This is a genomic window from Holdemania sp. Marseille-P2844, from assembly GCF_900120005.1.
Lineage (GTDB): Bacteria > Bacillota_I > Bacilli_A > Erysipelotrichales > Erysipelotrichaceae > Holdemania.
On the sequence record NZ_LT635449.1, the window covers coordinates 201,838 to 227,088 of the forward strand.

Sequence of the window (25,251 nt, forward strand, 5' to 3'; positions counted from 1 at the left end):
TTTCTTCGCTCGTTCCTATTTTTAAACTCGTCAATCAAAAAAACAGGCGCGGCACTGAAACCTGTGAAAGGATGATCCAATCGCTGAGGTTCGCCTGCCACCGGCCTGTTTTTATTTATCGTCGTCCATCGACAGGACAGCCATGAACGCTTCCTGCGGAATTTCTACAGATCCGACCGCCTTCATCCGCTTTTTGCCTTCCTTCTGTTTTTCCAGCAGCTTCTTCTTTCGTGAAATATCGCCGCCGTAACACTTGGCCAGAACGTTTTTGCGGAGCGACTTGATATTGGTCCGCGCGATAATCTTCCCGTTCACCGCCGCCTGCACCGGAATTTCAAACTGCTGCTTCGGGATCAGTTCCTTCAGCTTCACAGTAATGGAATTGCCGCGGGCATAAGCGAAATCGCGGTGCACGATGATCGACAAGGCGTCGATCAATTCGCCGTTGAGCAGAATGTCCATCTTGACCAGATCGCTCTTTCTGTATTCGCTGATTTCATAGTCCAGCGACGCATAGCCCTTCGTACAGCTTTTCAGCTTATCAAAGAAATCAAATACGATTTCGCCTAATGGAATTTCATATTCCAGCGTATTGCGGTTTGCGTCAATGTAATGCATGTCCTTATAGATTCCGCGCTTGTTCTGACACAGCTCCATAACTGCACCGATGTATTCGTTGGGCACCATGATGTTCGCGGTGACATACGGTTCTTCCAGCCGTTCAATCCGCTGGACTTCCGGCAGATGCGCCGGGTTGTCGATCTTGACCATCGAGCCGTCGGTCAGGTAGCAATGATAGATAACGCTGGGCGCCGTCGCGATCAGCGACAGGTTATACTCCCGTTCCAGCCGTTCCTGAACGACGTCCATGTGCAGCAGGCCGAGAAAGCCGCAGCGGAAGCCGAAGCCCAGAGCTTGGGACGTTTCCGCCTCAAACTGCAGCGAAGCATCGTTCAGCTTGAGCTTTTCAAGCGCGTCGCGCAGATCGTTGTATTTCGCGGAATCCGTCGGATACAGACCGCAGTAAACCATCGGATTCATCTTCCGGTAGCCCGGCAGCGCTTCGTTCGCCGGATTGTCTGCCTTCGTGACGGTCGCGCCGACGCTGACATCCTGCACGGATTTGATGCTCGCCGCAAACCAGCCAACTTCGCCGCACTCCAAAGCGTCTAGCTTGACTTCCTTCGGATTGCGCACGCCGCATTCCAGCACTTCATATTCAGCCTGATTATTCATGAAACGGATTTTATCGCCGACCTGAATCCGGCCGTCCTTGACACGGACAAAGACGATAACGCCGCGATAGGAGTCATAGACTGAATCAAACACCAGCGCTTTTAACGGCGCTTGCGGATCGCCGGCAGGCGCCGGAATCTTCTTCACGACTTCCTCCAGCACATCCTGGACATTGAGTCCGGTCTTCGCTGAAATCAACGGCGCTTCCGTACAATCCAGCCCGATGACGCTTTCAATTTCTTCCTTGACGACTTCCGGCTGCGCGCTCGGCAAATCAATTTTATTGATGACCGGCACGATCTCCAAATCGTTGTCCAGCGCTAAATAGACATTCGCCAGCGTCTGCGCCTCAATTCCCTGCGCCGCGTCCACGACCAGCACCGCGCCTTCGCATGCCGCCAGTGAACGTGAAACCTCATACGTAAAATCGACGTGCCCCGGGGTGTCGATCAGATGGAATATGTATTCCTCGCCATCTTTCGCTTTATATTTCAGCTGAACCGCGTTCAGTTTGATCGTAATGCCGCGTTCCCGTTCCAGATCCAGAGAATCCAGGATCTGATCAACCATTTCCCGATGCTGAACCGTTTCCGTCATTTCCAGAATCCGGTCCGCCAATGTGGATTTGCCATGGTCGATGTGGGCAATGATCGAAAAGTTCCTGATCTTCGACTGATCCATTGTCCTTCCTCCTTAAACTTCTGTCCTATTATATCAAAAGCCGACCTCAAAGAAAAGCAGAACCGCGCCTCCGTCGCCGGGAAACAAGCCTGAATAGACGATTTTCGGTCTGTTTTCTTCATCGTCTGCAAGCTTATTGTCTGCTTGGCTCCGTCAGGGACACTCCCATTAAAAAACACAAGAATCCGAAAGCTGTAAAAAACAATTCGGTATTCCCGATCGATTCAGGCAGAAATCGCCGCCATTCCGTTGCCATTTATCAGAAAGTCCGGATGCATAACCATCCAATCTGAATAATCTTGGCCGCAACCAACAAGACAAAACCCCAGGCCAGTTTTCCAACTGACATGGGGTTGTCGGCAATCCTTCGATGAGAACGTTTTCTTTGGAACAGGATGCGAATCACGATCTGCCTATTTTTCAGATACGGATCATCCGCAGGTTCCCTTCCAACTCATTTTTTTGTCGGCGCCAAACAGACTTGAGCCAACTAAGCTTCGCTTTATTGCGAATCAGTCAACGCTTCAAACTGGCAGCCGATCAGCTGCTTGCCTTTGCCATTGTAGAAATCCCTGGCGCTGACCCGTTTTTTGCCTTCCATCTGCAGCTCGGTTACGATAAGCATCCCCTCGCCCGCGGCGACCTGCATCCCGGTTTCATCAAAACCGAGAATGGTGCCGCTCGGCTTTCCGGACTTTTCGTCGCGATAGCGCACGCCCCAGAACTTCATTTTCTGTCCCGCGATCACGCCATAGCCTACCGGCCAGGAGATCAGCCCGCGGATCTGATTATAGATCTGCCAGCCTGATTTAGAAAAATCAATCCGCTCCTGTTCTTTCGTGATATTCCAGGCGAAGCTGACCTGCGATTCATCCTGGGGAACCGGCGTAATCCGGCCTTCGATATAGTCCAGCAGACATTCCTTCAGCAAGGCCGCGCCTGCCGCCATCAGCTTGTCATGCAGGATTTCCGTCGTATCTTCCGCTTCAATCGCTACCTTTTTGACCGCCAGCATATCCCCGGCGTCCATTTTCTTTACCATCTGCATGATCGTCACGCCGCTTTCCGTTTCGCCCTGAATGATTGCGGTATGCATCGGTGAGCCGCCGCGGTATTTCGGCAGCAGCGAAGCATGAACGTTGATGCAGCCGTATTTCGGAGCGTTCAGCACGGCCTCCGGGACCATCTGACCATACGCGCAGGTGACGATCAGCTCCGGGTTTAACGCCAGCACTTCCGCATACTCCGTGCGGATCTTCTCCGGCTGCAGCACCGGCAGCGCCAGCTGCTGCGCCAGGGCATGCACCGGCGTCGGCTGCAGCTTCTGCTGCCGCCCGACCTTCTTGTCCGGCTGCGATACGACCCCGACCAGTTCAACAAACGGCAGCTCGGCCAGCGCCTGTAAAATCCCGCAGGCAAAGTCCGGCGTTCCCATAAATAAGACTCTTGTTTTCAAGAGGCATCCCTCCTTTTCGTTTACGTCAACGATTATACCATAAACAAAAGGAAGATGCGCGGTTCATTGGCCGAAAGCCGAGGCGATCATGCGCACGGAACCATCGACGACGCGGATGACCATCTCGGAAATATTCGCCCCCAGCTGACCGGCAGCGTTCTCCTGAATCTGATACATCGAGGCCCGGTGGACGGGCGGCTCAATCACTTCTTCCTGTTCAATCTGACGGTTGAATTCGTCGATCCGCTGCTGGATCGTGGATTCCGGCTGCTGCTGATTGAGCGTACTGCCGATGCTGACGACGATTAAAATCAAAAAGGCGTCCAGAATAAACCGTTTCATTCGATCCCTCCGTTCGTTAACGCTTCGACTAAGATTCGTAAGGAGTGGCGGACTTCCTCCGTGCTGTTCTGGTCCGTTCCCAATTCCAGCAGCACCATGTTCTCCGCCATATCCTGGTTGTAAACCGACTGCCGTTCAAAAACTGATCTCATTATACCCGGCATCACCTGGTTGATTTTGTCGGTTAATTGCCGGGAATGTTCCATGACGTGAGCGGCATTGGAAGATTTCATGCCGACGACAAACATCATCTTCGCATAAGTGACCCCGTCGCTCTCCAGAATGGAAGCAGAACGCGGCGCGGAGTCGCGGTGCAGGTCGATGACCAGATCAAAGCCGCCGTGTTCGGCAAACGTATCGTTGATATGACGGCGGGAAATCGTATATAATTGGTTGTATTTCAGCCCTTCCTCCTCTGCTTCACGCAGGAAATTCCCGGTCTGAAAATAAACATAATACCCCTCTTCTTCTAACATTTTCGCCAGCTCCATGCCGATTTCATATGTCGTCGTGCCGTCGCTGTACGTTTCCGACTGATGGGTGTTATAGATGTAAACGGATTTTTTCTCCGGTTTTTCTTCCTTTTCAAATTTCGGTACAAACGGCTCGTTGATCACAACCTCATCAATCCGTTCCACCGCCTGTTTGAAGTCCGGCAGCAGCGCCAGCTGTTCCTTGATCGAGATGCGGTCCAGATCGATTACCGGATGCAGGATCGACTCCAGCACCGAGGTTTTATTCTGCGAAAGTAAATCGCGGAAGCCGGTAAAGAATGACGTCATGACGAGAAAGGCCAGGATCAGCAGACATTTGAGTGTGATTTTCAGCTTTGTTTTCAAGGAAAAAGCCCCCTCTCTTTCCGCAGTTTATGCGGGGCAAGGGGGGCTCATGACTACATCTGGGAGTAGCGGGGATGAAGCACCTGATTGATCGCCGTTGATATCACTTCCGTCAAATGCTTGACTTCCTCGTCCATTTCTTTGGGCGTCACGACCATCTGGTAGGATTCCTGATAATGGATATGTTCCATCACCTTTTCATAATCGTCGCATTGAATCGTCGAAAGAACCTGATCGATCAGCGCTTCAATACTGACGACCGTTGCGACGCCGATCGCGACGACGGGCGCCTGCACCAGTTCCTCGTTGAGCACTTTGCGGTGATTGCCGACCCCGCCGCCAGGCTGAATCCCAGTATCGCTGATCTGAATCACCCGGTTGATCCGTTCGATGGAACGGGTTGCCAGCGCGTCGATCGCGATCACAAAGTCGGGCTTAAACTGCCGGGCTACCGCCTGGACAAATTCCGCGGTTTCCAGACCGGTCTGTCCCATCACGCCGGGAACGATGACCGCGACCTCGCTGGTTCCCTGCGCCAGTTCTGCTTCATTCAGCCGGTGCAGATGGGCGGTGACGATCACCTCGCGGGCCGCCATCGGGCCTAAGGAATCCGCTGTGATCTCCTGGTTGCCCAACCCGACGATTAACGCCCGGGTTCCCTGCGTGGGAAGTCCGCTGATGATTTGTTTAAGACAATCCGACGTCACGGCAATCGCCTCTTCCCGTTGGGATGCATCGTTCAGATCGTCCAGCTCGATCGTGACATACTCACCCGGCTGCTTGTCAATTTCCTCGCACGGATGATGGATTGAAATATGATGGGTTGTAATGCCCCGGTACGCTTTCTTCGTATGGGTAAAATTCTCATTGTCCTGTAAATCCAGCACTTCTTCATAGGCCAGATCGGTTCTGTGTTTGCGCATACGCTCACCTCGGACTTAGTATGCGCGGATCTTCTGCCGGTTATGCGCGGGTTTTAATCGGAATCAACCTTTATTTTTGTCATTCCCGCTTCGTTTCTTGTCACCTTTTTCCATTAGTGTTTGCATTTTCACCTTCCTTTTGTTATAATTCTTAAGGTATAAATGCGGAGGAGGTGTCAGAATGCCAAACATCAAGTCTCAGAAGAAACGTTCGATTACTAATTTAAAGAGAAATGCAGCGAAAACTGCGGAAAAATCCGCGCTGAAGACAGCGATCAAGGAAGTCCTGGTTGCGGTTGAAGCGAAGGATAAGGAAAAGGCAGTTGCAGCGTACAACACTGCAAATTCTTTATTAGATAAAGCCGTTACCAGCCATCTGAAGCACAAGAACTACACAGCACGTCAGAAGGCTCGCTTAGCGAAAGCGGTCAACTCTCTGTAAGATGCGAAAAAGATCCGGGTTCCGGATCTTTTTTTATGGTTTGCTGCACTCGGTACAAGTCGGAGACCTCCGCTCCGTCCCTGTCCGGCTTCTAAGCGCAAGGAAAATCCGCGGACTGATCCTGATCGATCACCAGCTCTCCTTCTCCCTGCGGCGCTTCAACGTCCTGAAGATATCCGTTGAGAATATCGCCGGTGATTTCAAACGCGGCATTGGCGTCGCGGCGCTGAGCCCGCTGACGCAGACGGCGGCGCAGACATTCCGGACTGGCTTTTAAATAGAGCAGCCGGGCCTGACCGCCGGCCGCGGCAATCCGCTGGCGGTAAGCATCGCGTTTCTTCCGGCTCCAGAAACTAAAATCAATGACCACCGGCCGATGTTCTTGAATCGCTTTCACCAGCTGATCTTGCAGCTGGGCCTCAACCGCGGCTGAATACGCAGCATAGGCTGAGGGTGGATAATCCACGCCATACCGGCCATATTGCCGCCATACCTCCTCGTCAATTGACAAGCGCAGATACCCCGCGGCTTCCAGCTGCTTCGCCAGCGTCGTCTTCCCGGCTCCGGCCACGCCGCACATCATCACGACGAGCGGTTTCTGCGGATCCGCTTCCTGATGAAGCCATGCAAGAATCGCTTCCCCTTTCATTGGTTTCCCTTCTTCCTTTTCTGAATTCTTTTCAGCACTTTCCGGTCGTGGATGAATCCTTATTTTCTTCCGCGAGCCGCTGTTTAAAGTGATCAAGGGCCAGCGAATATTGGCGCAGCGATCGGGTCAGCCGGATCATCGGCACGCCCAGCGCGATCAGAAGAAGAAAGCGTTCCAGCGTAAAATGACTGAAAACCACCAGCGCGATCAGCACCAGGCTTCCGCCCGTGATCCAAGGCTGTCCTTTGCGCAGCGACTGCATCCAGATCCGGTAGCTTTCCAAAAACAGCGCGTAGCCAATGCCGGTCAGTACAATCCAGATTCCATCCGGCGACGCCGCGCGGGGATTGAAGAAACTGGCCGTCAGGGGAATCGCCATCCCGATCAGGATTTGATAGAGCCATCGTTCGATCATCGTTTTCCCTCCATTCCAATCGCTTTGCGGAAATGCGGCGCATAGCTGCGGCTGACCTCCAGCTGCACGCCTCCGCTTAACACCAGCGTCAGCCGGCCGTTAAAGCTTGGGGCAATTTGTTCGACCTTCGCGAGGTTAACAAGATACGACTTGCTGATACGGATAAACTGACGCGGATACAGCTCCTCCTGCAGCTGATACAGCTTGCGGTTGAGCTGCAGACACAGGCTGGCGGTATAAGCGAACGTTTCCCGCTGCAGCCCTTCGATATACAGCACGTCCGCCAGCGCGACGACATAGGTCCGCCCCTCATGCTGCCCGGTCAGTGTCTGCCGCTTTTCCTGCAGAAAATGGTGATTGAGGAATGCGGTCAGTTCCGCCAGATCCTCCATCTGAAACAGAATTCCAATCGAGTCATAATCAACCCCTTTTTCGACCAGTGTCAGATCCAGCGCGTCAAAGGGCTTCAGCTTTTCCCGCAGCTGGGCCTCATGCTCGGGCAAACAGATCAGTTTGATCATGGCTGCTTCACCAGCTCTATCGTTTCCTCATAGAACTTTTTCCCCTTCGCGTCGCTGACCCAGATTGTGATTGCTCCGCGGACCACTTCCTCATCATCAAAGTTTACGCCCCATCCTGAGTTACTTTGGCTTAACGTCAGACTGCCGCGGATCGTTCCGTTGCTGGAGCTTTCAATAACCGGCTGATCCTGCGCGTCAAACATGGTCATCTGATATCCCAGATTCCGAAACCGCAGCAGATTGATCCGCAGCGTGTTTTTGGCCTGCACATCCGGGGAAGAGAAGTAACCATAGCCTGCGGTCAGATTGCGGATTTGAAAATATTGGCCCTCGCCCGCAAAGACCGGAAGCCTAAGCGGCTCGCAGCTCAACGTCTGGGTTTCAAGGACCGTTTCGTTCTTGAGAACAGACCAGGTCACCGTCCAGGGAACCGGCCGGCGGGCGCTGAGATTCGTTCCCGGCAATTCGCTGATGATCCAATAACTGCCCGGTTCGGTTCGTTGATCATCCAGCGCTTCCTCCGTTTCATAAACGACTTCGCCGCTTTCCGTCTCCGTGATCCGCAGCTTTATTCGCGTATCCGCATAAGCGTCGCTGACCGGATAAGCCAGGTTCAGTTTCAGTTTTTCCCCCTCGATCACGATCAGGTTGCTAAGATGTTCGTCCTCTGTCCGGTATACCCAGACCAGGGGCCGGGCATTTTTACTTTCAGATCGCACCAGCCCTGCCTGCACCCCTGCTAACAAAAGCGCTGAGATCATGACCAGCATGCCTGCCTGAATCGGTTTTAACTGCCGAATCCCCCGCTGCTTCTGCACAAAATAGAATTGTTCGCGGAAATCCAGCGCCCGGGAATAAACCTTATAGGCACAAATCAGCTGTAACAACGACTGCAGCGGCAGCCACTGTGCGTTATTGCGGCCTAAAAACGCGACCCCAAACAACAACGCCTGCCACCCCATCAAGCTCTCAAGCCGCCGGCGCACTCCGGCTTCCGTGGAATGGACCATAAACCCGGCCGCCGCACATTCATAGCTGATCAAAAAGACAAGCGGCAGCAGCTGTTTCATCACTTCATCGTCCCAAACCAGTTTCATCAACATTCCCGCCAGCAGCAGTAAGGCCGCTCCGGCGAACAAGCCCTGGCGCAAACTGCGCGCCAATAAAACGAGACCCGCGGCGGCGGCCGCAAACATCAGCCATTGCAGCGGAGAGGCTGGCGAATCCCATTGAAAAAGTAAAAGTGCCAGACCCGCGCCAGCCATCACGATGGACTGCGGACTTCCGTCCAGCGGCGTTTCCTTGCCGCACATCCCCAGCCGCCGACGCCGGGAAAAGGTTAAAAACAAAAACAAGCTCAAGCCGAAGATGACCAACGAGATCATCAGCATCATTCCAACGCCTGCCATGATATCCCCTCCTTTAATTCATTTTTATTGTACCCGAAAGGGAAATTGTCCGCTACAAATCCAGCGTAAGCGGCCGATATTGATACCTAAGTGGCAGAACAGCTCCCTGACGGCTAAAGGCTGGATCTCAAGATAACCCGATCCCATCCTTTCACAATCATTTCAGATCGCTGAAATAATGACAAGTAATCTTACGCCGCAGAAACTTTTTCGAATTCTGTTTGCGTTTTATTCAGCAGCACTTCGGCCACCAGGCGTGAGCCTTCCTTCTCCCACTGGGCCTGACCCTGATACTTTTCAGCAATCTGCGTGATGATCTTCGTTCCATTGCCCTGAATCAGCTTCTTTTTCGGCCGCGGCTGACCGCAGGAATTCACACAGCGGATAAATAACATCTGTTTTTGTTGGGTGATCGTTAAACAAACCTCCGGCTTCGCCGCACTCTCAGCGGCTTCCAGCGCATTTTTTAACAGGTTGGACAACAGCGTGTTCATGTCGAAATCATCGATACCTGAAAGTAAGGAAGCTTCAATCGTAATCTGAAAAGAGACAGCTTGTCTGGCAAATTGTCGTTCAAATGAGGCCAGCATCGTGTTGACTGACGGATTATCGCAGTAAATCAGGTTGCGGATAGCGCCGATCTGATCCTGCGCAGAGCGGAGTTGCTCCACATCAACCTGCCCGATCTGGTTCTTTACCGTCTGCCAAACCTCATCCATCACGTCCTGCTTTTCATACAACGTCAGGATCTGCGCCTGAATGCGCTCGTTATTTTCCCGTTTTTGTTCGGCATTTTTACGCGCTGCCTTCATTCGCAGCAGGCTGCGGATCAGGAAAAATGCCGATCCCTGCAGACACAGCCAGGATCCAATGAAAAAAGCGGTCAGATTCATCGTAATTTGATAAGCGTAGATCAATTTATAGGAAAGCAGATAAATCCACAGCCCATGTACGACGATCAGCGGAATCAAGCGCGCCTGTTTCTGCCAGTCAATCGCGGGAAATACCTTGCGTTTCAATAAAATAACGAGACTGAAGAACAAGGCATTCCAAAAGTCCATCACCAGAAAACCTGCCGTGCTAAAGAACGAAGCATCCTGAAACGCCGCCTGATCAAAACCGCTGGCCGCAACCATGACCAGAATGGCCAGCATCTCGGAAAACAGGATGCATACTGTGTGAAAGATCATAGCGAACACCGTATTCATCCACGAGTCCTTCACCACGAATTTCACGACCAGAAGCATGAACATGATCGTCGTCAGCGTCCGCAGACTGTTGACCGCAAAGAACTCGTCAAAGACCAAAAACAGAATAAAATTAAAAATAAAGTTGATGACAATTGCCAGATACAGCTTGGGAAACAGCGTTTTTAACGGCTCCCGGTGATTGAGAAAAGCGCAGTGAAAAGCAGCCCAGATCAGAAACAGGATCAAATGATTGAAATAGAAAAAAGGTTCGTTGTTTAACATGACTTCGCCGGCTTTCCCCGTTCCACAACGATCTCTGCCGTCGCGATATCCTGATCCAGACTGAAGCGGCGCACGCCAAGGCAGCGGTGCAGAATTGCGTCCATGATCGCCGTTCCCTGACCGCTGATTTTTTTCTTTGGCTGCAGCCCGTTTTTTGCCACGCGGTTGCGGCAGCGGATCAGCAGCAGTCCGGCTTTTTCCGCCGCCTGAAAATCAATAAACGGAGAATCGCTGAATTCCGCGGCTTCCACCGCATTCTTTAACAGATTGGACAACAGCGTATTCAAATCGTACTCGTCCAAAATCCCGCTGAGACTGGATTCAATCTCAAAGGTGACGGCGATCTGCTTCTGATCGCACAGCTGACGATAGTAATTAAATAATGCGTTGGCATACGGATTTTCACAATACAGTTCTTCACGCAGCTTTCGCAGTCGTCCCCGGAGTACCTGCAGATGATCGATCTGCGCATCCGGGTCGTGCATTTCATGGAAAACCGTTTCGAGCCCCGCCTGCTTCTCCGCCAGTTTTTCCAGCTGCGTTGCCAGTTCCGCATTCATTTGCGTGCGGGTGTCCAGCTCTTGTTTTTTTCGCTTCTGCCGGATAATCCGGACAGCGCTGAAAAAGACGACAACGTCAGTCACAATCAGAAACCCCAGCGCCTGCGTCAACAATCCCAGACTGGCTTCCTTGATGTAAATCAGTTTATAGGACAAGATATACAGCCACAAAAACTGACAGGTGAAAAGCAGCGTACCGATCGTATAGTATTCTCCTTCGATCGAGCGCCTGCGTTTTTTTCCCAAGCTCAGTGCGGCTTTGAAAAACAACAGGCTCATTCCGTCCAGCAGCAGATAGGAAAACACATTCATATAGAAGGCGCTCTCATACGCGCTGCGGCTGAACTGCACGCCGATCAGCGTGATCAGCATCGTCACCATTTCCGCGGTGATCGAAAGCAGCTGCTGAGCAAACAGCGCAAATAACGTTGCTTTTAACCCCGGGCGCTTCACAAGGTAAATCACAACCCCGATCACCGACGCGGACACCGTCATGCGGACAACCGCATTGTCCTGCACCGATCCGGGAAGCGCGTAGATATGCAGCAGGAGGAACACCGCCAGTGTGATGCTCAGATCCAACGTTAGATAATCGCGCCAGTAGCTCTTGCGGACCGGCAGGATTTCATTGTAACAATAAGCCCAGGTCATCATCAGCGGAATATGATTCAAAGAATAGTAAATGGAATTCGTCATTCTGCCGTCACCCCGATAATGTCCAACAAGCTGTTTTCCTGTTTCAGCGTTTCGATTTCCTTTTGTTTCTGCGCGAACTCCGCCGCCGGCAGCTCCACACGCAGCGCCGGCTCAAAGCACAAGGTTACCGGCGTTCCCGGACAGATTTCCGCCAGTTTCTGCAATCCATGCAGCAGTGCTGAGAAATCGAATTGTTCCGGAACCGCACCACGGACGGTCAGCGGGCAGGCCGGCTCATGAAGCTGATTGTACTGGATTAAGATATCGAGCATGACGTTGCCGGTCTTGTAGGCGGGCAGCTGGTGCTCAAATTGTGTCTTCAGCTTTTCCGCATACGCGTTCAGCTCCTCCGTCTTACCCTGTTCCTTCAGGATTTCCAGGGTAATCAGATGATTCGACAGGTCATGATAAAAATAACGGATATTCTGCTGCTGCATCACGGCGAATTGATAGAACTGATAGTTCCGCTGGTTCAGTTCGGTGAGCCGGCGCAGCTCCAGTTCTTCTTCGTTATACCGCATCACGCTGCGGATAATTCCGAAGATGCAGAAATCGCCGACCAGCGTGATCGCAATGGCCAGCGAGAGAATGATAAAAATCTGAACGATCGCCATCTCTTTCCGCACGCCGAAAACCGCGACGACCAAAACGAGCTGGCTTATAAAGAAGCCCGCCAGATAAAGCATTGTTTTCTTATTGCTCATGACTATCCCCTTCAGCGTCAACGGCCCCCAATGCCGTCCGCTGTCCCTTCCAAGCTGAATGATCGTCAGTATCAGGAACTGACTTTGTTTTTTCATTGTAGCGCAGTTTGAAATCAAAGTCCAGACCCCTGTCCTTTCAGAGCGGGTTCGCCGGCGGGAGGACTGGCCAAGGAACAACGTCTGACTTCGATCATCCTCGCTTTCGAAATCCCGTCGCAGTACAAGAAAAGAAGGACTTTACGGTCCTTCCCTCTGCTTATTTAGGTTTAGCGGTTTAAAATCACCGCATTCATATCCTCGATCTGTCGCAGGATCTCGCTGCGTTTGTCCGGATCCTCAATCTGACGGGCAATCCGTTCCAGCTTGGCTTTCCGGTAGTGATAATATTCGATGAAGACCGGTTCCCGGCGCGCTAACAGAAACGGGCCGTACTGCAGCTGGGCTTCGGTATAAACTACCGGCTGAGATGCCTTACGGAAACCGACGATCTGATAGTAATGCCGGTCGTGCACCAGCTTCTCCGTGACAATTTCAAACCCGTGATCCATGATCCAGCGACGCAGTGAAGCCACCTCGCGGTTGACCTGCACAAGAATCCGCTGAAACTGTCCCAGCCGTTCAAAATCGTTTTCCAGAATTTCCCTGGCTGTCATCCAGCCCATCCCGGCAATCACGGCGACCTGTGCATCCTGCGGCACTTTCTCCAGGCCCGGCGTCAGAATCAACGAAATCTGCGCCTGCAGCCCGGCTTCCGCCACCGTCGCGCGGGCATGCTCCAACGGTCCGGTTCCGATATCGCAGGCATACGCTCTTTCAATCTTTCCGGAGGCAATCAGTTCCACCGGCAGAAAGGCGTGATCCGTTCCGATATCGGCGACGATCGTCCCTTCCGGAACGCAGTCGGCAATCGCTTTAAGTCGGACGCTCAGCATAACCCTTAGTTCTTATCGACGAAATCCCGCAGCCGCTTGGAGCGGGTCGGATGTTTCAGCTTGCGCAGCGCCTTGGCTTCAATCTGACGGATACGTTCACGCGTAACGTTGAATTCCTTACCGACTTCTTCCAAAGTGCGTGTCCGGCCGTCATACAGCCCGAAGCGCAGCCGCAGCACCTTTTCCTCCCGTTCCGTCAGCCCCTGCAGGACATTGTTGATCTCATCCTTCAGCAGCTGATTGTTGGCGTACTGATCCGGCGACATCGCGTCTTTATCCTCGATGAAATCACCCAGGTGGGAATCGTCTTCCTCGCCGATCGGCGTTTCCAGCGAAACCGGCTCCAGCGCGATTTTCTGGATCTCGCGAACCTTGTCCGGCGTAATGTTTTCCATCTTTTCCGCGATTTCCTCAGCCGTCGGTTCCCGGCCCAGATCCTGCACAAGCTGCCGCTGAACACGAGTCAATTTGTTAATCGTTTCTACCATATGTACCGGGATTCGGATTGTCCGGGCCTGGTCGGCAATCGCACGGGTGATCGCCTGGCGGATCCACCATGTCGCATACGTTGAAAATTTAAAACCTTTGGTGTAGTCGAACTTCTCAACCGCCTTGACCAATCCCATGTTGCCTTCCTGGATCAGATCCAGAAACAACATGCCGCGGCCGACGTATTTCTTCGCGATCGAAACGACCAGACGCAGGTTGGATGAAATCAGAATCCGCTTGGCTTCCTCATCCCCGGCCTGAATCCGGCGAGCGATTTCCGGTTCATCTTCCGGATTCAGCAGCGGTACCCGTCCGATTTCTTTCAGATACATCTTCACCGGATCGTTGATCCGCACATAAGGAGAGCTGCTGTAAGTTTCGCTGAGATCGATCGGGACTTCCACATCCTCGACTTCCTCGTCAAAATCTTCCCCGGCGTCTTCCGCCAGGAATTCCAGATCGTCGCCGATATCCTGGGTCATCGCTCCTGCTTCCGGAATTTCGATATTTTCCAGTTCTTCGATATCGTCGTCCTCGCTGATGTCGATGCCTTCCGCGGCGAACCATTCGTACAGGTCGTCCATGTCGTTATCCGTCAGATCGAGATGTTCCAGGGCATCCATGACATCCTTCTGATAAACGACCTTATCCGCAAGATAGGTCTTTTTGAATTCTTCCTTTAATTGGTCCAACGTTTTGTAAACTGGCATTTTTGTCTCCTTAGTCTTGGTGTTTTTCTTCATCAAGGTACCCCCTTAATTCTCTTTGCAGCTGCATCCGTTCATTGAGAAGGGCAGCCTGGCTTTCCGGATTGCTGATGCGCAGGATCTGTTGTTTCAGATCATTTATTCTTTCTTCCAGCATACACCGCTGCAGGCGGCGGATCGCTCCGTCCATGACCTCCGGCGTAAATTGTGGACACTCCCATTCTGAAAGATCCAGAACCTTTTGTCTCAGCGTTTCCTCGTCGATCGTACTGATGAAATCCGCAATCTGCAGCTGCGGATGAGACCGGCTGTAATCCAGAATCATCATCGCAAGCTGCTGATTTTCTTCATTCAGCAGAAAACCGAGTTTTTCTTTGAACATTTCTACCGCTTCGCGGCGGGTAAGCATTAGCGCAAGAATCAGGTGTTCTGCATTAGTCTTACCATCTCGCGACGGATTTAAACGAATCGGAACTGTTTTTACCCGGCCGGCACCGGAATTGTCCGGTTTCGGAGCGGGGGCTGCGCCCAGATCGAGATGAAATCCGGTCAGCTGCTCCAGCTGATGGGCAAAATTCTGACGGTCGAATTCATCACTCAACTGTTTGATTTCGTCTTCCACCTTAAGCGTGAATTCTTTTTTTTCGGAATAGTTTTCCAGATCATAACGCGTCGATAGATACTGAAAGACAAATTCCATCCACGTCAGCTCTTTGCGGACCATTGCTCGAAGTTCTTCCGCACCGTGCTGGCGCAAAATTTCATCCGGATCCAGTCCGGTCGGATTGCTGACGATGCCGACCTCAAAGCCGGCCTCGCGGGCCAGCTTCGCCGCCTTGTAGGTCGCGTTCTGCCCGGCCTTATCGCCATCATAACAAAATGTCAGATGCAGCGAGCATTGCCGCAGTAAGCGCAGCTGTTCCTTGGTGCACGCCGTGCCCAGCGTCGCCACGACGTTGTCCATTCCCGCCCGGGAAAAGGCCAGCACATCCGTGACACCCTCGCATAAAAGCACCCGCCCTTCCTGACGGGAGGGCTGTTTGGCGCGGTGATAATTGAAGACCGTATGACCTTTGACATAGACGTCGGTCTCGGTCGTGTTGATATATTTGCTCTGCGCTTCGGGATCCATACTGCGGGCCGTAAAGCCGATCGGATTGCCGAGCGAGTCGTGGATCGGAAACGTAATCCGGCTGGCGAACACATCGTGCAGACCGCTCTCGTTCAGCCGAACGACATTCGCCGCCACCATGTCCTGCTCGTTGTAGCCTTTAGCCTGCAGAAACCGCAGCAGCTCGTCGCCCGGACCGTTCCAGCCGATCTCAAACTTTTCGATCGTCGCCTCGTCGATCCCGCGGTTGGCCAAATACTCGCGCACCGGCGTTCCCGCCTGCGCTCCCAGCTGATAATGCGTGTAGCGGATCGTTTCCGCCAACACCTTATATAATGCGTCTTTCCTCGGATCGACCGGCGCTTTTAAGGCAGAAGGATCAAACGAAAGCTTGTAGCCGCTGATTTCCGCAACTTTCGCTACGGCCTCCGGGAAACTGACTTTTTCATAATTCTGAACGAAGGTAAACACGTTGCCGCCGGCTCCGCAGACGAAGCATTTATAAATCTGCTTATCCTGGGAGATCGAAAGCGACGGGTCGTGATCGTCGTGGAAGGGACAGACACAGGCCATGGAACGGCCTTTTTTGACTAACGGCACATAGTGGCCGATGACTTCCGCGATATCCGCGCTGTTTCTGACCGCGGTGATTTCTTCATCGCTCAGACGCATTCGTCATCCCCCCTGTTCGTACCGAACGGATTCTGATCAGAACTTCAGCGACGCTTCAATATGCGCCTGCAATTCGCTGATCGGCAGCCGCACCTGCTCCATGCTGTCGCGTTCGCGCACGGTGACGCAGCCGTCCTTCTCGGTATCGAAGTCGATCGTGACGCAGAACGGCGTGCCGATAGCGTCCTGACGGCGGTAACGCTTGCCGATACTGCCGGCTTCGTCATATTCGCATACAAAGCTGTCAGCCAGCTGAGCATAGATTTCCTTCGCCGAAGCGGAAAGCTGCTTCGACAGCGGCAGGATGCAGGCCTTGACCGGAGCCAGCGCCGGATGCAGGTGCAGCACGACGCGGGTGTCCTTTTCATTGAGAACTTCCTCGTCGTAAGCGTCGCATAAGAACGCCAGCATCAGCCGTTCCACACCGACGGCCGGTTCTACGCAGTACGGCAGATATTTTTCATTGGTCTGCGGATCAAGGTATTCCAGCGATTCGCCGGAATGCTCCTGATGCGTTTTCAAGTCGTAATCCGTGCGGTCGGCAATGCCCCACAGCTCGCCCCAGCCGAACGGGAACAGATATTCAATATCGCTGGTGCCCTTCGAATAGAACGCCAGCTCCTCCGGCGTATGCTCGCGGAAGCGCAGACTTTCAGCAGTCAGGCCCAGGTTCGTCAGCCAGTTCATGCAGAAGTTTTTCCAGTATTCGTACCACTGCAAATCCTCGCCCGGCTTGCAGAAGAATTCCATTTCCATCTGCTCGAATTCCCGGGTACGGAAAATGAAGTTGCCCGGCGTGATCTCGTTGCGGAAGCTCTTGCCGATCTGGCCGATGCCAAAGGGCAGCTTGCGGCGCATGGAGCGCTGGACGTTCTTGAAGTTGACGAACATGCCCTGGGCCGTTTCCGGCCGCAGGTAAATCGTGCTCTTTGCGTCTTCCAGAATTCCCTGGAACGTTTTAAACATCAGGTTGAACTGACGGATATCGGTAAAGTCATGACTGCCGCAGTTCGGGCAGGCGATGTGGTTTTCCTTGATGAAATCCATCATTTTTTCGTTGCTCCAGCCCTCCGGCACAACCTTGCCTTCCGTCGCCTCCTCGATCAGATGATCGGCGCGGTGGCGGGTCTTGCAGTGACGGCAGTCCATCAGCGGATCCGAGAAGCCCTTCAAGTGGCCGCTGGCCTCCCAAACCTTCGGATTCATTAAGATTGCGGCCTGGATGCCGACGTTATTCGGATGGGACTGAATGAACTTCTTCCACCAGGCCCGTTTGATATTGTCTTTAAGCTCAACGCCGAGCGGACCAAAATCCCAGGTGTTGCTCAAGCCGCCGTAAATTTCGGAGCCCTGGAACACAAAACCGGAGTTTTTTGCGTGCGCGACGATCGTGTCAAATTGTTTCACTGCCATGATCAATTCCCCATTTCTTTATTTTTATAGACAAAGTTTATTATAGTACAAATCAGCGCTTTTCGTCAATTGGCTAAACGGTCCAGAAAGCGCCAACTTTCCAGCTTTACACCGCTGTGTAGCATTAAAAATTCGACCAGCAATTCCGCGTCTTTTTTTGTCCACGGGCCATACGGCCGCAGCTGGGCAAAATGAACGAGCTGCGCCTTGTTGATCAGACGGAAACGTTTCAGCGCTCCGACCTCCATCGGCCGGGCATGCACCATCGCCGCACACTCCGCGCACAGAAAACCGCCGTCTTCAACAGAAATCGTCTGCACCTGAGTGTTGGAGCACAGCACGCACTCGTCGACGACCGGCTCGATCCCTTCGGTTTTTAAGGCCAGCGCGGTAAACTGCGCTAAAATCAGATAGCTGTCGGTCTCGCTGTCCAGCCGGTCCAGACTGACGCTCAGCAGCTCATAAACTTCGCCAGCCGCTTCCAGATCGCTTTCTCCCTGTTCCAGGAGCTTGTCGGCAATCTCGCACATCACCTGGGCAATTGTCATTTTTTCCAAATCTTCGCGGATATGCCGGTGCGCCGCCAGAACGCGCGCGCTCTTTAGTGAAAACAGCGTGGCTTGTTCCTTGTAGTCAAACATCAGCTCCGACAGCACAAACGGCATGCACGAAACGGCATTCTTGCTCGCCATCTTGCGGATGCCCCGGCATACGAAGCCCAGCTTGCCATAGTCCTTTGACAGCACCGTAATCAGCGCGTCGTTTTCACGATAGTCCTGCTGCTTGAGGATCACCGCCTCAATCCGGGCTTTACTCATCCTCCAGCTCCGTCTGGATATACCCCAGCTGCTGCAGCTTGGCCTTCTTGTTGCGCCAGTCTTTTTCCACCCGGACAAACAATTCAAGGAAAATCGGTTCGCCCAACAGCCCCTGCAGTTCTTCCCGCGCCAGCGTGCCGATCTGCTTGATCATCCGACCCTGCTTGCCGATGATGATACCCTTTTGGGAATCCCGTTCGACCAGAATCATCGCGTTGATGATCAGATGCTCGCGGTTCTTGCGGATTCTTTCAATCACGACCGCGACGGAATGCGGCACTTCTTCTTCCGTCAGCAGCAGCACCTTTTCCCGGATAATTTCCGCCATGATGAACTGTTCCGGATAGTCGCAGATCTGGTCAGCCGGATAATACTGGACGCCGTCTGTCAAATCATTCTTGGTGACTTCGATCAGCTGATCCAGATTGTTCTGCGTCTTCGCGCTGATCGGAATGATCTCTTTGAAATCCATCCGCCGCTGCCACGCTAACAACAGATCGATCAGCTGTTCTTTTTCCAGCAGATCAATTTTATTGAGAATCAGATACACCGGCAGATGCATCTGCCGCAGCGTATTCAAAACGAATTCATCGCCGCTGCCAAACGGCACTGAGCCGTCGACAAGGTAGTAGATCAAATCGACGCCCGACGCCGCGGAGTAGGCTTCCTTATTCATCTGGGTGCCCAGCTCATGCTTCGGCTTATGAATTCCCGGCGTATCGACGAAAATGATCTGCGAATCGGCATCGGTGCGGATCGCCCGGATGGAATTGCGGGTTGTCTGCGGCTTGGGGGAAATGATCGCGACCTTCTGCTGGACCAGAGCGTTCAGCAGTGTGCTTTTGCCGGCATTGGGCCGGCCGATCAAAGCGACAAAGCCGCTCTTCACGCCAGATCCTCCATGCCGAAGCTCATCGGAAGCAGCTCGGCTATCGTTGTTTCCATCGTTTCTTTCCCGTTGGACAGGATGATCGGCGTATCGCTTTCCAGCAATTCGCTGAGCACCTGGCGGCAGATGCCGCACGGCGTTCCGATGCGGGCGCCGTCGCTGACGATCGCAATCGCCGCGATGTCCGCCTTGCGGTAACCGTAGGAATACGCGCCGAACACCGCGCTGCGCTCGGCACAGTTCGTCGCCCCGTAGGATGCGTTTTCAATGTTCACGCCGCGAAAGGTGCGGCCGTCCTTGCATAACACGCAGGCGCCGACATGATAGTTGGAATACGGTGCATACGCGGATTTCATCGCCTCAAAGGCTTCGCTGACTAAGTTTTCGTACATCGTTGTTTCTCCTGTTCTATCTTATTAGATGGCGGATGACGATCATCCCCCCGACGATCAGCGCCGCCAGGGATGCGCACAGCACAGCGCCCGCCGCCAGATCTTTTATCGTTTTAATGCGGGCATCCTGCTTGGGCTGAACAAAGTCGCACAGCCGCTCGATCGCGGTGTTCAAAATCTCCGCTGTGATGACCAGGGCCGCCAGCGTAATCACAAGCGCCCATTCCCAAAAGACGAAGCCCAGTCCCATCCCGGCCAGTCCGGCCAGCACCGCAAAGCCCAGCTGAATCGCCACGCTGCGGTCCTGCGCCGCCAGAATCAGTCCGTTCAGCGCCGGCTTGAATTTTTTGATCAGCGCGCGCATTTACGCCCTCGGCACCAGCGGATCCAGAATTTCATGCTGCAGATCGAACATGACCTTTTCCTCATCCGGCTGCATGTGGTCGTAGCCGAAGCAGTGCAGCAGCCCGTGCGTAAACAGGAAACAAATTTCCCGCCGCAGCGAATGGCCATATTCCTCGGCCTGACTGATCGCGGCTTCCACGTTGATAAAAATATCGCCCAGTTCGACTTCCGCTTCCTCGATCAGCTCAAATTCATCCTGATCATCACATGCCGCAAACGAAATCACGTCCGTCGGCCGGTCGACCTGCCGGTAATCGCGGTTGATCTCATGGATTTTGCGGGACTTCACGAAAATCACTGAAATGGTATAGTCGCCCTGCTTGTTTAAGACCTCCAGCGCATGCTCGGCGATCCGCTGGAAATCCGGATAGTTTTCTTTCCATTGCTTTTCCCTTGTCTTGTTGACAAACGTACAGGTTATCATCATCTTCACCTCTTGATTTTGCATTGCTATTATAGCATATTCTGCCTCTTTTCGACCGAAAACAAACGGCTTTTCCCGTTTTCTTTCACAAGTTGGGAAGCGCTGAAATCGCAAGTTTGTCAGATTTTGTCTGGAAATGTTAAATTTGTGTTAAAACTTCGTAATGATTCTGTTAAAATAAACGTGAATCAAGAGAAGAAAAGAGAAGAAACAGGAGAGAGAGAAAAACAAATGAATATCGTAGCGACGGAAATGATCACGCTGGGAGATATCTCGTGGGACATGATCCTCGGCGGATTTGCGCTGTTTTTGTTTGGCATCAAGTTTATGGGCGACGGCTTGAAAAATGTCGCAGGTCATAAGCTCCGGGAATACATCGACAAATATACGTCCAATCCAATAATGGCGGTGCTGGTCGGCATTGTCGTGACCATCGTCGTGCAGTCTTCCTCAGCCGCGACCGCGATCACCATCGGTCTGGTCCGCGCGGGATTAATGAAGCTGGAACAGGCGGCCGGGGTCGTCGTGGGCGCCAACATCGGAACGACGATGACGGCGTTTCTGATCGGCTTGAAGGTCGAGCAGTTCGCAATGTACTTCGTGTTCATCGGCGGCATGATCATCTCGTTTGGCAAGAAAAAGAAAACCCGCTACATCGGCGACATCATCCTCGGCTTCGGTCTGATGTTCTATGGTCTGAAGATCATGGGCGACTCGCTGAAAATGCTGAAGGATCTGCCAGCCTTCATCGAATTTGCCAAGGTGATGTCGGAAAAACCGCTGCTGGGCTTACTGGCCGGCACGGTGCTGACCGGACTGATCCAGGGCTCGGCCGCGACGATCGGCGTCGTCCAGAAATTATATGAATCCGGGGCGATGACCCTGAACGCGGCGATGCCGTTTGTCTTCGGAGCCTGCATCGGTACGACCGTCACCGGCGTGTTTGCGGCGATCGGCGGCAGTCTGGCGGCGAAACGAACCGCCGGTCTGCATACGCTGTTCAACGTGATCGCGGCGACGATCGGCATGATCTTCCTGCCGTTTTACATTCAGTTCATCACCTGGATCTCCGATCTGCTGCTGATCCCGCCAATGATGCAGATCGCCGTCGTGCATATCTTATTTAAGATCGTCGGCGTCATCGTTTATCTGCCGCTGCTGAACGTCATGTGCAATTTCATCAAGAAGCTGATTCCGGGCAACGAACCGGAGCGGATTGAAATCAACCTCGACGACATGGACGCCGGGATCGCGCATCAGATGCCGACCGCTGCGCTGGCCATTGCCAAACAGGCCGTTCTGAAAATGAGCACAGTCGTCGATGCCGCGGTCGACAAAGCCCGCGACTTCATGAATACGCGCGGCGGTTCCGATGAGAAGGAACTCGTCAATCAGACCGAGGATCTGATCAATTCCATCGACACCAAGATCACCAATTACCTGATGAGCGTTTCCAAGGAAGACCTGAACGACCGGGATATGCAGGATTTCAACCTGCACCTGCAGGTCATCAAAAATCTGGAGCGCATCGGCGACCTGTCGGTCAACCTCGTCGAATTCTTCGACATGGTGCATGAAGATAAAAACGACTTCAGCGACGGTGCGAAAAAAGACGTGCTGGAAATGTTTGAGCTGTTCAAGCACATGCTGAACACGTCGATCGGAATTTACCGCGATGAAGACTACGCGCAGTATTCCGCGTTGATGGAAGATGAGAATTACATGGATTTACTGGAATACAAAGCCCGGCAGAAACATTTCGACCGGATGGCCCGCAACGAATGCGCGACGGCTGTCGGCGGCAGCGTCTACTGCGATATTCTGGGAAACCTGGAACGTATGGCCGACCATTGCTGCAACATCGCCCGCTGTTCGATCGAAGCCTCCTCCAGCAAGGAAGCACCGGTGCTCGAGCATCACTGATCCCGTCGATAAAACAAACAAAAGAAGCTGCCTTGACCGGATCGTTCCGGAAAATCAGCTTCTTTTTTTCATACCTTTCCAGTTTCTTTTTATAACGGCCAGACCCGCTCAGATCCTGCGCTTCCTACAATGCACCGGTTATGAATGCCGGCCAGAACGTGCCATCAGCCATCCAACTGCGGCGCAGAGTCCAAAGCCCGCCGCAATCCAGCCATACAGATGAAACAAATCGGTATACAGGAAATTCGTGTAGTAATTCCAGGCTACCCCCTGCAGCCGGTTGATCAGGATGATCAGAACCGGAATTTCAAGCACCGCGATCAGACCGGTCATACCGCAGCTGCGCCCCAGAATATTCAGGGCGGAAGCCGCAGGCGTCTGTTTTTTCTGCCGGCGCACTTCGTGCAGCGTCAACGCCAGCGCGGCCAGGGTGCTCCCGACGGCAATCCCGAAAATCTGTCCTGACCGCTGATTCGCCAACGTATCGGAAACCGTGCTGTCCACGGCGATCGGCTGCTTGATGAATGTCATGTCCGGAAATTCCTGACGCAGCTGATAAATCAAGGCGATCCAATCCGACGGCTGTTCCGCAAAGAACCACAGCGTTGCGGTAGTCCCGGTCTGTTCCACGCTGTTGTAAAACGGTTCGACCCGAACGTCCGCGCTTTGAATCATCGTCATGTGCGGCGCCGATAAATCCTTTCGGTCAGCCGTATAATACACCGGCCGCGCCTGGTTGAAGCTGATCTGCGGCGTTCCGGAAACCGGAAACAAATCATGCAGCGGATTTTTCATCCCGCCGTAATAAAAGCTCAGCCCGGATTCAGCGTCCGGCTTGACCTCCATTACCGCCAGCTTGCGGGCATTCAGCCGGTCTTCCTCGCTGGCTTCACTTTCCTGACCGACCGCGATCAATTCCGCGATCCGCTCGCGCTGACGCGCCTGCTGCCCCGCGGTAAACTGAACTTCGTAACAAGCCGACGCATACCCCGCTGACGCCCATTTTAAACGCGGCATTTCCGCCATCATCTGCTTTTGCGCACTGGACTGGAACCCCTCAATCGTCGCGATCAGCGCCAACGTCAGTCCCAGCAGAAAGAGTTTTTTCATGTCTTCACCTCTTGAGTTTACCCTCAGTATAGCGAACCCGACCCGCGGATGTCAATGTTCTGCGAAGAAATTCCCACGAAGACCCGGAAGCCCGTTCCCCGTAAGACATGATCTCAAAATCCCACTTGACGCGGGGTTATCCTTTGCTGAAAGCAAAAAAATCCCGCGCTTTGGCGGCCGGGATTCCTTGCGGGCCTTCATCCGAAATCAATGTGCTGCCCTTTTACCTGATAGATCAGGTGCTCGCAGATATTTTTAGTATGATCGCCGGCCCGTTCAAAGTTGCGCAGCATCGCGACTAACGGCACGACATGTTCCAGCTGCATTCCCTGCATAACGGCGGTTTCAATCTGTCCGGACAGCTCGGCAAACTGATCGTTAATCTGTTCGTCCTGCTGCGGAATCCGATACGCCTGCGCGACATCCTCCTTCTGATAGGCGTCCATCGCCGCGTCCAGCATCGCCAGAAACAACCGCCCGATCGCTTCCGCCTGTTCGCCGACAAACGGAGGTTCCGCCGGGCCTTTTTTGATGACGTAGTCCGCGATGTTCTTAGCGTAGTCGCCGATCCGTTCCAAATCCGAAGCGATTTTAATCCCGGCGATCACTTTGCGCAGATCCGTGGCCACCGGGGAAAGCAGCGCCAGCACCGTCTGCGCCTGATCGTTGATTTCCTCCTCCAGATGATTGACGAAGTCATCCATGTAGATTAACTGCAGCGCTTTCTCCTTATCGCCGCTTCGAAGAATGTCCAGCGCCAGCTCGTGCATCGTTTTCACCTTGCGGTACATCTGCAGGATCAAAGCCTGGAATGCGGCGAGCGATTCATCCATTTTCATAACTTATTCCTCCTGATTCCTAGCCGAACCGGCCGGTGATATAATCCTCAGTCCGCTGATCTGCCGGTTTGGAAAAGAGCTTGCGGGTCGTGTCGGCCTCTACGATTTCACCGAGCAGAAAGAACGCCGTATCATCGGAAACCCGGGAAGCCTGCTGCATCGAGTGCGTTACGATGACGATCGTATAGGTTGTCTTCAGCTGCTCGATCAGCTCTTCGATCTTCGCTGTCGCAATCGGATCCAGCGCAGAGGTCGGCTCATCCATCAGAATGACCTCCGGTTCCATCGCGATCGCCCGGGCGATGCACAACCGCTGCTGCTGACCGCCCGAGAGCGCCAGCGCCGAGTCGTGCAGACGGTCCTTGACCTCCTCCCACAGCGCCGCCGATTTCAGCGAGTGTTCCACAACGCCGTCCAGCACTTTCTTATCGCGGATTCCCTGACAACGGGGACCGTAAGCGATGTTGTCATAGATCGACATCGGAAACGGGTTTGGCTTCTGAAACACCATTCCGACCTCCGTGCGCAGCTGGACGACGTTGGTTTTTGAATCATAAATATTCTCGCCTAACAGGCGGATTTCACCGCTGATCCGGCAATTTTCAATCAGATCGTTCATCCGGTTCAGACACCGCAGAAACGTCGATTTGCCACACCCCGAAGGACCGATCAGCGCGGTGACCCGGTTCTTGCCGATCGTCAGATTCAGCTGTTTCAGCGCCTGTTTTTCACCATAATATAAATTCAAATCTTTTACTTCAAAACAAGTTTCCATAACGATT

26 protein-coding genes are annotated in these 25,251 nt (G+C 53.2%); 2 read left to right on the top strand and 24 right to left on the bottom strand.

The features are described 5' to 3' along the window. Window positions 1–111: 111 nt before the first annotated feature. From lepA to gpr, 5 genes are all read right to left on the bottom strand, one after another. Window positions 112–1,917 carry a translation elongation factor 4 gene (gene lepA, locus BQ7364_RS03660; protein WP_072683463.1) on the bottom strand — a complete coding sequence of 602 codons (1,806 nt, stop codon included), beginning with the start codon at window positions 1,915–1,917 and terminating at the stop codon, window positions 112–114. A 502-nt stretch (window positions 1,918–2,419) separates the two neighbouring features. After that, complete coding sequence (gene fmt, locus BQ7364_RS03665) at window positions 2,420–3,373, bottom strand: methionyl-tRNA formyltransferase (RefSeq protein ID WP_234973145.1); 954 nt, start codon at window positions 3,371–3,373, stop codon at window positions 2,420–2,422. Between the two features lie 63 nt (window positions 3,374–3,436). Further along, entirely contained in the window at window positions 3,437–3,715 is a 279-nt protein-coding gene (locus BQ7364_RS03670; protein ID WP_006060233.1) for a hypothetical protein, read from the bottom strand. Next, window positions 3,712–4,554: a stage II sporulation protein P gene (locus BQ7364_RS03675; protein WP_072683465.1), complete on the bottom strand. Its 843-nt coding sequence runs from the start codon at window positions 4,552–4,554 to the stop codon at window positions 3,712–3,714. Before BQ7364_RS03675 ends, BQ7364_RS03670 begins: the two co-directional genes overlap by 4 nt. Window positions 4,555–4,607: 53 nt before the next feature. After that, a complete protein-coding gene (gpr, locus tag BQ7364_RS03680) occupies window positions 4,608–5,477 on the bottom strand; it encodes a GPR endopeptidase (RefSeq protein ID WP_072683466.1) in 870 nt (289 codons plus the stop codon). A gap of 181 nt (window positions 5,478–5,658) precedes the next feature. Between gpr and rpsT the strand changes: the two genes are divergently transcribed. Beyond that, complete coding sequence (gene rpsT, locus BQ7364_RS03685) at window positions 5,659–5,919, top strand: 30S ribosomal protein S20 (protein WP_006060229.1); 261 nt, start codon at window positions 5,659–5,661, stop codon at window positions 5,917–5,919. Between the two features lie 91 nt (window positions 5,920–6,010). Here rpsT and BQ7364_RS03690 read toward each other — a convergent pair whose 3' ends face one another. From BQ7364_RS03690 to ybeY, 16 genes are all read right to left on the bottom strand, one after another. Then, window positions 6,011–6,568: a P-loop nucleotide/nucleoside kinase family protein gene (locus BQ7364_RS03690; protein ID WP_072683467.1), complete on the bottom strand. Its 558-nt coding sequence runs from the start codon at window positions 6,566–6,568 to the stop codon at window positions 6,011–6,013. 31 nt (window positions 6,569–6,599) lie between these two features. Further along, a complete protein-coding gene (locus tag BQ7364_RS03695; protein ID WP_072683468.1) occupies window positions 6,600–6,983 on the bottom strand; it encodes a hypothetical protein in 384 nt (127 codons plus the stop codon). Beyond that, on the bottom strand, window positions 6,980–7,504 hold the full coding sequence (locus BQ7364_RS03700) for a LytTR family DNA-binding domain-containing protein (protein WP_072683469.1): 525 nt from the start codon (window positions 7,502–7,504) through the stop codon (window positions 6,980–6,982). The genes BQ7364_RS03695 and BQ7364_RS03700 overlap by 4 nt, the downstream gene beginning before the upstream one ends. Beyond that, on the bottom strand, window positions 7,501–8,913 hold the full coding sequence (locus BQ7364_RS03705) for a hypothetical protein (protein ID WP_072683470.1): 1,413 nt from the start codon (window positions 8,911–8,913) through the stop codon (window positions 7,501–7,503). Before BQ7364_RS03705 ends, BQ7364_RS03700 begins: the two co-directional genes overlap by 4 nt. 191 nt (window positions 8,914–9,104) lie before the next feature. After that, window positions 9,105–10,385, bottom strand: a complete 1,281-nt coding sequence (locus BQ7364_RS03710; RefSeq protein ID WP_072683471.1) for a GHKL domain-containing protein — start codon at window positions 10,383–10,385, stop codon at window positions 9,105–9,107. Next, window positions 10,379–11,641 carry an ATP-binding protein gene (locus BQ7364_RS03715; protein WP_072683472.1) on the bottom strand — a complete coding sequence of 421 codons (1,263 nt, stop codon included), beginning with the start codon at window positions 11,639–11,641 and terminating at the stop codon, window positions 10,379–10,381. The genes BQ7364_RS03710 and BQ7364_RS03715 overlap by 7 nt, the downstream gene beginning before the upstream one ends. Beyond that, entirely contained in the window at window positions 11,638–12,441 is an 804-nt protein-coding gene (locus tag BQ7364_RS03720) for a hypothetical protein (RefSeq protein WP_139248547.1), read from the bottom strand. Before BQ7364_RS03720 ends, BQ7364_RS03715 begins: the two co-directional genes overlap by 4 nt. A gap of 170 nt (window positions 12,442–12,611) precedes the next feature. Next, a complete protein-coding gene (locus BQ7364_RS03725) occupies window positions 12,612–13,277 on the bottom strand; it encodes a tRNA (adenine(22)-N(1))-methyltransferase (protein WP_072683474.1) in 666 nt (221 codons plus the stop codon). A gap of 5 nt (window positions 13,278–13,282) precedes the next feature. Continuing rightward, complete coding sequence (gene rpoD / locus BQ7364_RS03730) at window positions 13,283–14,509, bottom strand: RNA polymerase sigma factor RpoD (RefSeq protein WP_006060220.1); 1,227 nt, start codon at window positions 14,507–14,509, stop codon at window positions 13,283–13,285. Continuing rightward, window positions 14,487–16,256 carry a DNA primase gene (dnaG, locus tag BQ7364_RS03735; protein ID WP_072683475.1) on the bottom strand — a complete coding sequence of 590 codons (1,770 nt, stop codon included), beginning with the start codon at window positions 16,254–16,256 and terminating at the stop codon, window positions 14,487–14,489. The genes rpoD and dnaG overlap by 23 nt, the downstream gene beginning before the upstream one ends. Before the next feature lie 36 nt (window positions 16,257–16,292). Beyond that, the gene (locus BQ7364_RS03740; protein ID WP_072683476.1) at window positions 16,293–17,669 is read right to left on the bottom strand and encodes a glycine--tRNA ligase; all 1,377 of its coding nucleotides are present in this window, start codon (window positions 17,667–17,669) and stop codon (window positions 16,293–16,295) included. 65 nt (window positions 17,670–17,734) lie between these two features. Beyond that, window positions 17,735–18,487: a DNA repair protein RecO gene (gene recO, locus BQ7364_RS03745; RefSeq protein ID WP_072683477.1), complete on the bottom strand. Its 753-nt coding sequence runs from the start codon at window positions 18,485–18,487 to the stop codon at window positions 17,735–17,737. Beyond that, window positions 18,480–19,376 (bottom strand): GTPase Era, encoded by an 897-nt coding sequence (gene era / locus BQ7364_RS03750; protein WP_072683478.1) that lies wholly within the window; start codon window positions 19,374–19,376, stop codon window positions 18,480–18,482. The genes recO and era overlap by 8 nt, the downstream gene beginning before the upstream one ends. Next, window positions 19,373–19,768 carry a cytidine deaminase gene (gene cdd, locus BQ7364_RS03755; protein ID WP_006060215.1) on the bottom strand — a complete coding sequence of 132 codons (396 nt, stop codon included), beginning with the start codon at window positions 19,766–19,768 and terminating at the stop codon, window positions 19,373–19,375. The genes era and cdd overlap by 4 nt, the downstream gene beginning before the upstream one ends. Before the next feature lie 16 nt (window positions 19,769–19,784). Then, window positions 19,785–20,132 carry a diacylglycerol kinase gene (locus BQ7364_RS03760; protein ID WP_072683479.1) on the bottom strand — a complete coding sequence of 116 codons (348 nt, stop codon included), beginning with the start codon at window positions 20,130–20,132 and terminating at the stop codon, window positions 19,785–19,787. Continuing rightward, window positions 20,133–20,594 carry an rRNA maturation RNase YbeY gene (gene ybeY / locus BQ7364_RS03765; RefSeq protein ID WP_369802540.1) on the bottom strand — a complete coding sequence of 154 codons (462 nt, stop codon included), beginning with the start codon at window positions 20,592–20,594 and terminating at the stop codon, window positions 20,133–20,135. 234 nt (window positions 20,595–20,828) lie between these two features. Here ybeY and BQ7364_RS03770 point away from each other — a divergent pair, with 234 nt between their 5' ends. Next, window positions 20,829–22,520 (top strand): Na/Pi cotransporter family protein, encoded by a 1,692-nt coding sequence (locus tag BQ7364_RS03770; protein ID WP_072683481.1) that lies wholly within the window; start codon window positions 20,829–20,831, stop codon window positions 22,518–22,520. 138 nt (window positions 22,521–22,658) lie between these two features. On the opposite strand, the gene BQ7364_RS03775 is transcribed toward BQ7364_RS03770, so the two are convergent. From BQ7364_RS03775 to pstB, 3 genes are all read right to left on the bottom strand, one after another. Beyond that, on the bottom strand, window positions 22,659–23,630 hold the full coding sequence (locus tag BQ7364_RS03775) for a hypothetical protein (protein WP_072683482.1): 972 nt from the start codon (window positions 23,628–23,630) through the stop codon (window positions 22,659–22,661). Window positions 23,631–23,827: 197 nt separating this feature from the next. Continuing rightward, a complete protein-coding gene (gene phoU / locus BQ7364_RS03780; protein ID WP_072683483.1) occupies window positions 23,828–24,469 on the bottom strand; it encodes a phosphate signaling complex protein PhoU in 642 nt (213 codons plus the stop codon). A 19-nt stretch (window positions 24,470–24,488) separates the two neighbouring features. Then, window positions 24,489–25,244 (bottom strand): phosphate ABC transporter ATP-binding protein PstB, encoded by a 756-nt coding sequence (pstB, locus tag BQ7364_RS03785; protein ID WP_072683484.1) that lies wholly within the window; start codon window positions 25,242–25,244, stop codon window positions 24,489–24,491. Window positions 25,245–25,251: the final 7 nt, after the last annotated feature.

Bases quoted from the DNA above. Each gene is read 5' to 3' on its own strand.
- BQ7364_RS03720 (WP_139248547.1), bottom strand. From the start codon at position 12,441: ATGAAAAAACAAAGTCAGTTCCTGATACTGACGATCATTCAGCTTGGA.
- dnaG (WP_072683475.1), bottom strand. From the start codon at position 16,256: ATGCGTCTGAGCGATGAAGAAATCACCGCGGTCAGAAACAGCGCGGAT.
- BQ7364_RS03695 (WP_072683468.1), bottom strand. From the start codon at position 6,983: ATGATCGAACGATGGCTCTATCAAATCCTGATCGGGATGGCGATTCCC.
- BQ7364_RS03710 (WP_072683471.1), bottom strand. From the start codon at position 10,385: ATGTTAAACAACGAACCTTTTTTCTATTTCAATCATTTGATCCTGTTT.
- BQ7364_RS03775 (WP_072683482.1), bottom strand. From the start codon at position 23,630: ATGAAAAAACTCTTTCTGCTGGGACTGACGTTGGCGCTGATCGCGACG.
- rpsT (WP_006060229.1), top strand. From the start codon at position 5,659: ATGCCAAACATCAAGTCTCAGAAGAAACGTTCGATTACTAATTTAAAG.
- BQ7364_RS03725 (WP_072683474.1), bottom strand. From the start codon at position 13,277: ATGCTGAGCGTCCGACTTAAAGCGATTGCCGACTGCGTTCCGGAAGGG.
- BQ7364_RS03740 (WP_072683476.1), bottom strand. From the start codon at position 17,669: ATGGCAGTGAAACAATTTGACACGATCGTCGCGCACGCAAAAAACTCC.
- gpr (WP_072683466.1), bottom strand. From the start codon at position 5,477: ATGCGCAAACACAGAACCGATCTGGCCTATGAAGAAGTGCTGGATTTA.
- BQ7364_RS03670 (WP_006060233.1), bottom strand. From the start codon at position 3,715: ATGAAACGGTTTATTCTGGACGCCTTTTTGATTTTAATCGTCGTCAGC.
- BQ7364_RS03770 (WP_072683481.1), top strand. From the start codon at position 20,829: ATGAATATCGTAGCGACGGAAATGATCACGCTGGGAGATATCTCGTGG.
- recO (WP_072683477.1), bottom strand. From the start codon at position 18,487: ATGAGTAAAGCCCGGATTGAGGCGGTGATCCTCAAGCAGCAGGACTAT.
- pstB (WP_072683484.1), bottom strand. From the start codon at position 25,244: ATGGAAACTTGTTTTGAAGTAAAAGATTTGAATTTATATTATGGTGAA.
- phoU (WP_072683483.1), bottom strand. From the start codon at position 24,469: ATGAAAATGGATGAATCGCTCGCCGCATTCCAGGCTTTGATCCTGCAG.
- cdd (WP_006060215.1), bottom strand. From the start codon at position 19,768: ATGTACGAAAACTTAGTCAGCGAAGCCTTTGAGGCGATGAAATCCGCG.
- BQ7364_RS03715 (WP_072683472.1), bottom strand. From the start codon at position 11,641: ATGACGAATTCCATTTACTATTCTTTGAATCATATTCCGCTGATGATG.
- BQ7364_RS03760 (WP_072683479.1), bottom strand. From the start codon at position 20,132: ATGCGCGCGCTGATCAAAAAATTCAAGCCGGCGCTGAACGGACTGATT.
- BQ7364_RS03700 (WP_072683469.1), bottom strand. From the start codon at position 7,504: ATGATCAAACTGATCTGTTTGCCCGAGCATGAGGCCCAGCTGCGGGAA.
- lepA (WP_072683463.1), bottom strand. From the start codon at position 1,917: ATGGATCAGTCGAAGATCAGGAACTTTTCGATCATTGCCCACATCGAC.
- BQ7364_RS03705 (WP_072683470.1), bottom strand. From the start codon at position 8,913: ATGGCAGGCGTTGGAATGATGCTGATGATCTCGTTGGTCATCTTCGGC.
- BQ7364_RS03690 (WP_072683467.1), bottom strand. From the start codon at position 6,568: ATGAAAGGGGAAGCGATTCTTGCATGGCTTCATCAGGAAGCGGATCCG.
- rpoD (WP_006060220.1), bottom strand. From the start codon at position 14,509: ATGAAGAAAAACACCAAGACTAAGGAGACAAAAATGCCAGTTTACAAA.